The sequence below is a fragment of the Achromobacter sp. RW408 genome (genome assembly GCF_003184165.1).
In the GTDB taxonomy this organism is placed as follows: domain Bacteria; phylum Pseudomonadota; class Gammaproteobacteria; order Burkholderiales; family Burkholderiaceae_B; genus Achromobacter; species Achromobacter xylosoxidans.
The window spans coordinates 289,616-299,753 of sequence record NZ_QHHO01000040.1 but is presented as its reverse complement, the minus strand read 5'-3'; the positions used below and the strand labels follow the sequence as shown (position 1 = coordinate 299,753).

Annotated in this window: 11 protein-coding genes; 4 read left to right on the top strand and 7 right to left on the bottom strand. The window is 69.8% G+C overall.

Features of this window, described 5'->3' with window-relative positions:
- A partial coding sequence (locus DK459_RS08940) for an A24 family peptidase (protein ID WP_110134676.1) occupies positions 1–600 on the bottom strand: 600 nt, incomplete at its 3' end.
- A gap of 182 nt (positions 601–782) precedes the next feature.
- Between DK459_RS08940 and DK459_RS08935 the strand changes: the two genes are divergently transcribed.
- The gene (locus DK459_RS08935; protein WP_024067629.1) at positions 783–1,559 is read left to right on the top strand and encodes a copper resistance protein NlpE N-terminal domain-containing protein; all 777 of its coding nucleotides are present in this window, start codon (positions 783–785) and stop codon (positions 1,557–1,559) included.
- A gap of 135 nt (positions 1,560–1,694) precedes the next feature.
- On the opposite strand, the gene DK459_RS08930 is transcribed toward DK459_RS08935, so the two are convergent.
- The 4 genes from DK459_RS08930 to DK459_RS08915 all read right to left on the bottom strand — a co-directional run bounded on the left by DK459_RS08930 (position 1,695) and on the right by DK459_RS08915 (position 4,211).
- Positions 1,695–2,099 (bottom strand): response regulator transcription factor, encoded by a 405-nt coding sequence (locus DK459_RS08930; protein ID WP_054443778.1) that lies wholly within the window; start codon positions 2,097–2,099, stop codon positions 1,695–1,697.
- Between the two features lie 118 nt (positions 2,100–2,217).
- The gene (gene panC / locus DK459_RS08925) at positions 2,218–3,072 is read right to left on the bottom strand and encodes a pantoate--beta-alanine ligase (RefSeq protein ID WP_006386937.1); all 855 of its coding nucleotides are present in this window, start codon (positions 3,070–3,072) and stop codon (positions 2,218–2,220) included.
- 43 nt (positions 3,073–3,115) lie between these two features.
- Positions 3,116–4,006, bottom strand: a complete 891-nt coding sequence (locus tag DK459_RS08920) for a ScpA family protein (RefSeq protein ID WP_024067627.1) — start codon at positions 4,004–4,006, stop codon at positions 3,116–3,118.
- A 16-nt stretch (positions 4,007–4,022) separates the two neighbouring features.
- Positions 4,023–4,211: a DUF3460 family protein gene (locus tag DK459_RS08915; protein WP_006386935.1), complete on the bottom strand. Its 189-nt coding sequence runs from the start codon at positions 4,209–4,211 to the stop codon at positions 4,023–4,025.
- Positions 4,212–4,309: 98 nt separating this feature from the next.
- On the opposite strand from DK459_RS08915, the gene DK459_RS08910 reads away from it, so the two are divergent.
- Positions 4,310–5,764, top strand: a complete 1,455-nt coding sequence (locus DK459_RS08910; protein ID WP_006386933.1) for a DHA2 family efflux MFS transporter permease subunit — start codon at positions 4,310–4,312, stop codon at positions 5,762–5,764.
- Entirely contained in the window at positions 5,751–7,274 is a 1,524-nt protein-coding gene (gene glpK, locus DK459_RS08905; protein WP_020925336.1) for a glycerol kinase GlpK, read from the top strand. The genes DK459_RS08910 and glpK overlap by 14 nt, the downstream gene beginning before the upstream one ends.
- A 123-nt stretch (positions 7,275–7,397) precedes the next feature.
- On the opposite strand, the gene DK459_RS08900 is transcribed toward glpK, so the two are convergent.
- Together DK459_RS08900 and DK459_RS08895 are read right to left on the bottom strand one after the other, a co-directional pair.
- Positions 7,398–7,955: a hypothetical protein gene (locus tag DK459_RS08900; RefSeq protein WP_110134642.1), complete on the bottom strand. Its 558-nt coding sequence runs from the start codon at positions 7,953–7,955 to the stop codon at positions 7,398–7,400.
- The gene (locus DK459_RS08895) at positions 7,955–8,890 is read right to left on the bottom strand and encodes a LysR family transcriptional regulator (RefSeq protein ID WP_006386930.1); all 936 of its coding nucleotides are present in this window, start codon (positions 8,888–8,890) and stop codon (positions 7,955–7,957) included. Before DK459_RS08895 ends, DK459_RS08900 begins: the two co-directional genes overlap by 1 nt.
- A 169-nt stretch (positions 8,891–9,059) precedes the next feature.
- On the opposite strand from DK459_RS08895, the gene gtdA reads away from it, so the two are divergent.
- Positions 9,060–10,112, top strand: coding sequence for a gentisate 1,2-dioxygenase (gene gtdA / locus DK459_RS08890; RefSeq protein WP_020925339.1), 1,053 nt, complete (start codon positions 9,060–9,062; stop codon positions 10,110–10,112).
- Positions 10,113–10,138 lie beyond the last annotated feature (26 nt).

Sequence of the window (10,138 nt, the reverse complement as noted above, 5' to 3'; positions counted from 1 at the left end):
GCGGAATGCATGAAAGATAACCCACAGGAACACGTAGCCAGCCACCGCGCCCACCACCGCCATCGACAACGGCGTGAACGCGTCGAACAGATTCACCAGCAGCCCGGCCCAGGCCAGCGGCAGGGTGATCGCGTCGGGCAGCAGGGTCGTCTCCAGGTCTATCCAGGCCAGCGCCACCAGCGCCGCCGACAAGCCCATGGCGCACAGCGCGATCGGCGTGGCGCCGAAGCGCCAGGCGCAGGCGGCGAACAGGATGCAGGTCATCGACTCGATGGCCGGATAGCGCCAGCCGATCGGCGCGTGGCAGGCGGCGCAACGGCCCCGCAGCGCCAGCCAGCCCAGCAGCGGCAGGCGCCGCCAACCGGTGACCGGCGCCTGGCAGGCGGGGCAGTGGGCCGCCGGCGCCAGCAGGCCGTAAGCGGCGGCGGACCGCGGCTTGCCGGCCGCCTCCTGGCATTGCGCCTGCCACTCGTGCTCCATCATGCGCGGCAGACGATGGGTCAGGCGCGTCAGCCAGCCACCCGCGAACAGGCCGGCCAGCGCGGCCAGCGCGACGAACGGCGCCAGCGGCACGGGAAAGACGTGCCACAAGGTCGTCATCGGCGGTCCCTCGGCGGCCGTTGTCCGGCCTCGACGCCGGGGCGGCGGGCATGAGGCCCGGGGCCGTGTCGTAATTTGTGCATAAAGTGCCGGCAACGCCTTTCTGGGTGAGGGGGGATCGTATCGAATCTTCGCATAAGTGCGTAAAATCGGAGACAGACTCAACTTACGGATCAGCTGCCATGGCCGCGCGCGTCGAAATCCTTACCCGCCCCCGCAAACTCAGCATCATGGGGCTGCTGCTAGCGGGCACGGCGCTGGGGGCCGCGGGGTGTGCCCAGCAGCGCACCGAAGGCTATTACGATCCTCCCGTCGAAAGCACGGTCACGGACGCCCAGTACCAGGGGTCCGGCGCCGGCTACCGCACGGTGCTGCGGGCGCCGTCGCAGGTGCAGATCGCGCTCAAGCCCGACCAGAAAAAGACGCCGAGCCAGGCGGCCGCCGCGGCCCAGGGCGCCGCCACCACCGAAGACGGCCAGGCCGTGCCGGAAGGCGCCGACAGCGGCTCGGGTTCCTCCGGCGCGGCGCCGGCCCCCGTGGCGCCGGCCTCTGCCCAGAGCGCCGCGGCCAACAGCCTGGTGCCGCAACCGCAGACCTACATGGGCACCCTGCCGTGTTTCTCCCCCGCCATGCAGTGCACGGCGCAGCGCGTCACGCTGACGCTGGCACCCAATGGCCGCTGGCGCGGTCGCACGGCCTACCTGGAAAACGACCCCAAGAAGGCCGCGCCGGTGGTCGAGCAAGGTTGCTGGGACGCCACCGACGAACGCCCGCCCCGCGTCATCCTGCTCGACGGCCAGGGCAACGTGCGGGTCGAATTCGTCGTCGCCGCCAATAACGTGCTGCGCGTGCGCTCCGTCGCCGGCCAGACGCCGAACCTGAACTACAACCTGACCCGCCAGCCGGACCTCGATCCCATCGACGAGCTGGCCAAGGCCAAGGCGCCCCAGTGCCCCTGAACCCGGCCGGGCGGATCCGCCCGGCCTGAATCGAAGACCTGCCACCACAGGGCCCGCCGGACACGCCGTCCCCCGGGCCCTGTGCTTTTCGGTTGGCAGGAACGCCGCGCGCATGCTCCAGTCGAATGTAAGCGCCTACTTACTCCAAAACCCTTTGTTTATGAGATTCGCCGAGCAATCGGAGATGATCACATCGATCGGCGTGGCCGCCACCGCGTAGCCCGCGCCGGTTCGCGCCGGCTCCGCCGACGCCGCCGGCCCGGCCGGCGCCTGCCCCTCGCCCGGCGCGCCGCAGCCCGCCACCGGGGACAGGCCCTGCCGCGCGTAGGCGCACAGGCGGCACGCCAGCTGCATGGCGTTGCGCACCCCCAGCTTGGCGAAGATGCGGGCGCGATGCGCTTCGACGGTGCGCAATGAAATGGCCAGGTCGATCGCGATGACCTTGTTGGGCTCCCCCGCCGCGACGTAGGCGACGATCTCGCGCTCACGCGGCGTCAGGGTGGCCAGGATGACAGGGAGATCGGGATGGGGGACGGGCATGGGACTCTATGTTCTGCAATGAAGACTTGCAGAGAGTCTGCCGTGCCGAGGCGGGCGGCGTAAGCTGGCAATTTTGCCAGGGGGCCGGGCGCAGCCGGGCCAGCGACACGGCGCGGCCTCAGGCCGTGTAGGACAGCTCCAGGTTGTCGATCAGGCGCGTCGCGCCCAGCTTGGCGGCGGCCAGCACCACCACCGGCTCGCCGGCCTGCAGGTCGGCGGCTTCCGGGCGCTTGAGGTCGCGCTGGCGGCGCAGGGCGATGTAATCCACCTTCCAGCCGCGATCGGCCAGGTGCCGGGCGGCATCGCGCTCCAGCGCGATGGCGTCGCGCTCGCCGGCCGCCAGGCGCTGGCCCACGTTCCGCAGCGCGGCATAGAGAGCCGGGGCCTCGGCGCGCTCGGCGTCGCTCAGGTAGCGGTTGCGCGAGGACAGCGCCAGGCCGTCGTCGGCACGCACGGTCTCGTGCGCCAGCACTTCCACCGGCAGCTGGAACTGGCGGCACATGTTGCGCACCACCATCAGCTGCTGGTAGTCCTTCTTGCCGAACACCGCCACCTTGGGCTGGACACAGGAGAACAGCTTGAGCACCACGGTGCTGACGCCGGCGAAGAAGCCGGGGCGGAACTCGCCTTCGAGGATGTCTCCCAGGTCGTCCGGCGGCTGCACGCGGTAATTCTGCGGCTCGGGGTACATCTCGCGTTCGTTGGGCGCGAACAGCACGTAGACGTCGCGCTCGCGCTCGAGCTTCTCGATGTCGGCGGCCAGGGTGCGCGGGTATTGGTCGAAATCCTCGTTCGGCCCGAACTGCAGGCGGTTCACGAAGATGCTGGCGACCACCGGATCGCCGTGCTGGCGCGCCAGCTTCATCAGCGCCAGGTGGCCTTCGTGCAGGTTGCCCATGGTGGGCACGAACGAGACGCGGTTCTGGCCGCGCAGGTGATCGCGCAGTTCCTGGATGGTGTGGACGACTTTCAAGGGGAATCTCCGGGGTTGGGCGCACAGCCCGGGGGGAATCGGATCAGGCCGCGACCGCCGCGACGCTGGTGTAGGCCAGGCGCACGTAGATGGGCGCGTAGGGCTCGGCCTGGGTGATTTCCAGCAGCGACTCGCGCGCCAGTTCCAGCATGGCGATGAAGTGCACCACCACCACCGCGGCCGGCGCGCCTTCGCGCACCCGTTCCATGAACAGGTCGCCGAACTCCATGAAGCGCACGTCGTTCAGGCGCCGCAGGATATGCGTCATGTGATCGCGCACCGACAGCTGTTCGCGGGTGATGTGATGGTGCTGGTTGAGCTTTGCCCGCTTCATGATGTCGGCCCACGCGGCGCGCAGGTCGTCCACGCTGACGTCGGGCAGCATGCGCTCGACGCTCAGGTCGGCGACCGCGTGGCTGCTGACGAAGTCGCGGCCCAGCTGCGGCATGGCGTCGAGCTTCTGCGCGGCCAGCTTCATCTGTTCGTACTCGAGCAGGCGGCGCACCAGTTCGGCGCGCGGATCCTCGGGCTCTTCGCCGGTGTCGGTCTTCTTGACCGGCAGCAGCATGCGCGACTTGATCTCGATCAGCATGGCCGCCATCAGCAGGTATTCGGCGGCCAGTTCCAGGTTGTGGATGCGGATCTGCTCCACGTACGACAGGTACTGCCGGGTGACATCCGCCATGGGGATGTCCAGCACGTTGAAGTTCTGCTTGCGGATCAGGTACAGCAGCAGGTCCAGCGGCCCCTCGAAGGCCTCCAGGAACACCTCGAGCGCGTCCGGCGGGATGTACAGGTCCGTCGGCATCTGGAACAGCGGCTCGCCGTACAGGCGCGCGAAGGCGACGCTGTCAACGGTATCGGGCGTGCTGTCGACGGGCGGTTCCACTAGCGCGGCCAGGGCGTCGCCCGGGACGGAGGGGTTGTGGGCCATGGCTGCCGCAACGGTATCAGTCGGCCTGATACACGTACGGCTTTTGCGGCACGCGGGCCGCGCGGAAGCCTTCCAGCAGTTCCGCGTCCTGCGGCTTGTCCCAGAGACGGGCGCGGCCTTCACGCTGGCGCTCTTCGGTGCCAGGATGCGACTGCTTGTAGTCTTTCAGGAACTTGGTGATCTCGGATTCGTAGTTGGTCGCCATGGCACCAATTTCAGTGGGTTTCGGATGCCGCCAGTTTACTGCACCCGGGGCCGAGACCCGGCGTTACAATCTTCCAGGTCCCTCCGCCCTCCTCCGCCATGTCCGCAGAATCAGCAGCCGCAGCCAATCCCGCTCCTCCCTCGACCCCGGACGCGGCACGCGCGGCGCGCATGATTCCCTTCATCGTCGGCTGCGCGCTGTTCATGCAGATGCTGGACGCGACCGTGGTGGCGACCGCCCTGCCGGCCATGGCCCGGGCCCTGGGATCAACCCCGGTGCGGCTGAACGTGGCCATCACCTCCTACCTGCTGTCGGTGGCCGTGTTCGTGCCCGTCAGCGGCTGGGCCGCCGACCGCTACGGCGCGCGCCGCGTCTTCATCGCCGCCATCGGCCTGTTCACACTCAGTTCCGTGGCCTGCGCCCTGTCGCAGGACCTGCCGCAACTGGTCATCTCCCGCGTGGTGCAGGGCATGGCCGGGGCCATGATGGTGCCGGTGGGCCGCATCATCCTGCTGCGCACCGTGCCCAAGCAGGACCTGCTCAAAGCCATGTCGTTCCTGTCGATCCCGGCGCTGCTGGGGCCGGTGATCGGGCCGCCGCTGGGCGGTTTCATGGTCACCTACATGTCGTGGCACTGGATCTTCCTGATCAACATCCCCATCGGCGTGCTCGGCATCGCGCTGGTGCTGCGCTACGTGGCCGAGATCAAGGAAGAATCGGCGCCGCGCCTGGACTGGCTCGGCTTCCTGCTCAGCGCCGTGTGCCTGGCGACCCTGGTCAGCGGCTTCGAGGCCATCGGCCGCGACGTGATGCCGCTGCCGCTGCTGCTGGGCCTGATCGCGGTCGGCATCGCCTGCGGCCTGCTCTATGGCTGGCACGCGCGCCGCACCGAGCATCCCATCATCGACCTGGCGCTGATGCGCATCCCGACCTTCGCCATCTCGACGCTGGGCGGCAACCTGTGCCGCTTCGCGGTCGGCGCCACGCCCTTCCTGCTGGCCATGCTGCTGCAGGTGGGCTTCGGCCTGTCGCCGTTCTCGGCCGGCCTGATCACCTTCGCCAGCGCCGCCGGCGCGCTGCTGATGAAATTCGTCGCCACGCCCATCGTCAGGCATTTCGGCTTTCGCCGCGTGCTGACGGTGAACGCGGTGCTGACCGGCGCCTTCATCGTGGTCTGCGCCACGTTCACGCCGTCCACCCCGGTCTGGCTGATGATCGCCATCCTGCTGATCGGCGGCTTCTTCCGCTCGCTGCAGTTCACCGGCGTAAATACGCTAACCTATGCCGACATACCCCCGGCCAGGATGAGCCGCGCCAGCAGCTTCGCCGCCATGGCGCAGCAACTGGGCATCAGCCTGGGCGTGGGCGTGGCCGCGGTGACCCTGAACATCAGCATGACCCTGCGCGGGGCCGAAACGCTGGCGGTCGGCGACGTGATCGCCGGCTTCATCGTCATCGGCCTGATGTGCGCGGCTTCGGTCTTCTCCTTTAGACGCCTCGACCCGCTGGCCGGGGCACACCTGAACGGCGCCAAGAACAGTGACGACGAATGAATTTATCCTGGCCCTGGACCAGGGCACGACCAGCTCCCGCGCCATCGTGTTCGATCGCGACGGCGTGGTGCGCGGCATCGGCCAACGTGAATTCCGCCAGCACTACCCGCGGCCGGGCTGGGTCGAGCACGACCCCGGCGAAATCTGGCACAGCCAGCTGGACGTGGCGCGCGAGGCCTTGCGCAACGCCGCCGCCAGCGCCGCCGACGTAGCCGCCATCGGCATCACCAACCAGCGCGAAACCACCCTGATCTGGGAGCGCGCCAGCGGCCGCCCGCTGGCCCGCGCCATCGTCTGGCAGGACCGCCGCACCGCGCCCATGTGCGACCAGTTGCGCCAGGACGGCCATGCCGACTTCCTGCAATCGCGCACCGGGCTGGTGCTGGACGCCTATTTCTCGGGCACCAAGCTGGCCTGGCTGCTGGATCACGTGCCCGGCGCGCGCCAGAAGGCCGAGCGCGGCGAACTGGCCTTCGGCACCGTCGACACCTGGCTGATCTGGCAGTTGACCGGCGGCGCGGTGCACAGCACCGACCCCAGCAACGCCTCGCGCACCATGCTGTTCGACCTGCATACGCAGGACTGGAACGACGAGATCCTGGCGCTGCTGAACATCCCGCGCAGCGTGCTGCCATCCATCGCGCCCAGCAGCGCGGTGGTGGGCGAAGCCCTGCCCGAATGGCTGGGCGGCTCCATTCCCATCGCCGGCGTGGCCGGCGACCAGCAGGCCGCCACCTTCGGCCAGGCCTGCTTCAAGCCGGGCATGGCCAAGAACACCTACGGCACCGGCTGCTTCATGCTGATGAACGTGGGCGACAAGCCGGTGCAGTCGCACAACCACCTGCTGTCGACCGTCGGCTGGGGCTTGCCGGCGCAGGGCCAGCCAGGCTGGCGTCCGGCCTACATGCTGGAAGGCGGCGTGTTCGTCGCCGGCGCCGCGGTGCAATGGCTGCGCGACGGCCTGGGCATCATCCAGCGTTCCGAGGAAATCGAATCGCTGGCCGCCAGCGTGGCCGACACCGACGACGTCTTCATGGTGCCGGCCTTCGCCGGCCTGGGCGCGCCGCACTGGGACCCCTACGCCCGCGGCACGTTGGTCGGCCTGACGCGCGGCACGACCCGCGCCCACATCGCCCGCGCCACGCTCGAATCCATCGCGCTGCAGAGCGCCGAACTGCTGACCTGCATGAACGGCGACAGCGGCATCGCGCTGACCGAGCTGCGGGTGGACGGCGGCGCCGCCCGCAACGACCTGCTGATGCAGATGCAGGCCGACCTGCTGGGCGTGCCGGTGGTGCGCCCGCGGGTGCCCGAATCGACCGCGCTGGGCGCGGCCGGCCTTGCCGGCCTGGCGGTCGGCTTCTGGTCGGGACAGGACGAGTTCGCCTCCAAGTGGCAGGCCGAGCGCACCTTCGAACCGGCCTGGCCGGACTCGGTGCGCGAGGCCCGCATGCGGCGCTGGCGCCAGGCGGTGGAGCTGTCCAAGGGCTGGTCCAACACCGCGAAGTGAACGGATGCCGCCCGGCCCCGGCGCGCCGCTGACACGCGCCGGCTGCCTGCGCGCGGATCGCCGCGAGGCATCGGCGGCCTCGGCCCCTCCCCCGCCACCCATCACGCGCACGCAGCCGACCGCTTACGGCCGCCGCGCCTGCGCCTGCATCACCCGCAGCGCCACGCGATAGCCGGCGAATACATAGAACGCATTGCTGTTCATCAGCAGCCACGCGCCCGCGCCGCCCAGCAGCGCGACCACCGGGCCGACCGCGCGCATGTCGCCCTGCGACCAGGCGATCAGGCCCAGCACGCCGGCAGAGGCCAACGCCAGCGCGGTGCGCTTGAGCAGCACCAGCCCCAGGCTGTAGCCGCCCATGAAGGCCACCACCCCGATCGCCAGCGCCAGGGCCGTGGCGGCGCAGGCCAGCACCAGCGCGAAGGCCGCCAGCGCCGGCCCGGCCGGGCGCAGCAGCAGGCTCAGCAGGCCGATGCCGACACCGATGCCGCCGACCATGGTCAGCACCGCCAGCGCCAGCGGCGACCACAGCCCCGGCGGGGTGGCGCGCGCATCCATCTCGGCGACGAAACGGTGCATGGCCGCGGACGCGTCCGGCGCGCCCGCCTCGTCGCGCAGCGCCGCCTCCAGCCGGCGGCATTGCGCGATCAGCGCATTCAGTCCGGGCCCGGATGGCGCCATCAGAGCCTCGTCACGCCCGGCGCGTGTTCCGCCACCGTGTTGCGCAGCGCGGCCATCGCCTCCTGCACGGCGGTCGGCCGGAACGCGTCCTCGCGCCAGTACATGGCCACCGAGCCGAAGCCCGACAGGCGCACCGGGATGATGCGCATCGCCTTCATCTGCGTGAAGCGCAGCGCGGCGCGATGCGAGGCCACGCCGATCATGTCGCTGTTGTTGATCAGGGTGAGGTTGATGGTGACCGAATTGGATTCGACGTGATCGGCCGGCGGCGCCTGGCCGGCCGCCGCCAGCGCGGCGTCGACCGCGTTGCGGATCGGCGTGCCCTTGGGCCACAGGATCCAGCGGTACGACAGCAGCTCGGGCCAGCCCGGCTGCTCCAGCGCGAACAGGGGATGGCGCGGCCGCGCCACCAGGTGGATCGGCTCCAGGTACAGGGCCTCGAAGCGGATGGCCGGATCATGATGCTCGGGCGCCGAGCGGCCCACCACGATGTCCAGGTCGCCCTGCGCCAGTTGCGCCAGCAGGCGGTCGGTGGTGCCCTCCACCAGCTTCACGCGGGCCTGCGGCATGCGTTCGAGCAGCTTCATCACCGCCAGCGGCACGGTGTCCGACGCCGACGCGCCGGACGCGCCGATCACCACCCGTCCGCCGCCGCCCTCGCGCAGCGCGGCCATGTCGGCGCTGGCGCGGTCCAGCTGCGCCTCGACCCGCTGCGCGTGCGCGATCAGCACGTCGCCATGCGGCGTGGGCCGCAGGCCGCGCGCATGGCGCTCGAACAGCGGCAGGCCGATGTCGTCCTCCAGATCCTTCAGCCATTTCGACAACCCCGGCTGGGTCGTGTTGAGCATCGCGGCCGAGTGGCTGATGTTGCGGGTCTGGGCCAGGCTGAGCAGCATTTTCAGGTTGCGCAGGCGCAACCGGTGAGTCCAGTCCATGGAGTCCCCTTTGGTCTCTTATCCATATAGTTATTGGTATGGATAATAAGATAATTTCATTTCAAAACACATAGCTCGTTACGCATAATCGTCTCCATATCAGGCCCCGCCGCGCCCGCCGCGTCGGGCCCACAGAAGCCGGCCCCGACGCCGGCCCCAGGAGACAGACATGCCCGACGGTCACCCCCCCGGCGCGGATCGCGCCGCCTATTACGCGCGCATCGCCCAGAAGCACATGGCCCCGCTGTGGGAGTCGCTGCACAACCTGGTGCCGCGCCAGCCCGCGCCGCGCTGCGTGCCAGCGATCTGGAAATACGACGAGGTGCGCGACGACGTGCTGGCTTCCGGCTCGCTCATCAGCGCCGAGGAAGCCGTGCGGCGCGTGCTGATCCTGGAGAACCCGGGCCTGCCCGGCCAGGCCAGCATCACGCAGAGCCTGTACGCCGGCCTGCAACTGATCCTGCCGGGCGAGATCGCGCCCAGCCACCGCCACACCCAGTCGGCCCTGCGTTTCATCGTCGAAGGCCGCGGCGCCTACACCGCCGTCAATGGCGAGCGCACCACCATGCATCCGGGCGACTTCATCATCACGCCGTCCTGGACCTGGCACGACCACGGCAACGCCGAGACCGTCGACGGCGGCGAACCGGTGGTCTGGCTGGATGGCCTGGACATCCCGCTGCTGCGCTTCCTGGACGCCGGCTTCGCCGAGAACTATCCGTCCGCCACCCAGCCGGTCACGCGTCCCGAAGGCGACAGCATGGCGCGCTACGGCCACAACATGGCGCCGGTGCGCCACCGCGCCACCAGCGGCACCTCGCCGATCTTCAACTATCCCTACGAGCGCAGCCGCGAGGCGCTGGACGCGCTCTACCGCCATGGCGAGCTGGACCCCTGGGACGGCGTCAAGCTGCGCTACCTGAACCCGGCCACGGGCGGCTACCCCATGCCCACCATGGCCACCTTCATGCAGCTGCTGCCGGCCGGCTTCCAGGGCAAGGTCTATCGCAGCACCGATTCCACCGTCTACAGCGTGGTAGAAGGCCGCGGCATCGCCCGCGTCGGCGACGCCGAATTCCATTTCGGCCCGCGCGACGTGTTCGTGGCGCCGTCGTGGCAGCCGGTGCAGCTGGCGGCGCTGGAAGACGCCACCCTGTTCAGCTATTCCGACCGCCCGGTGCAGGACGCGCTGGGCCTGTGGCGCGAAGAACGCACCGCCTGAAGCGGGCGGGCCGCGGCGCCCGCCCT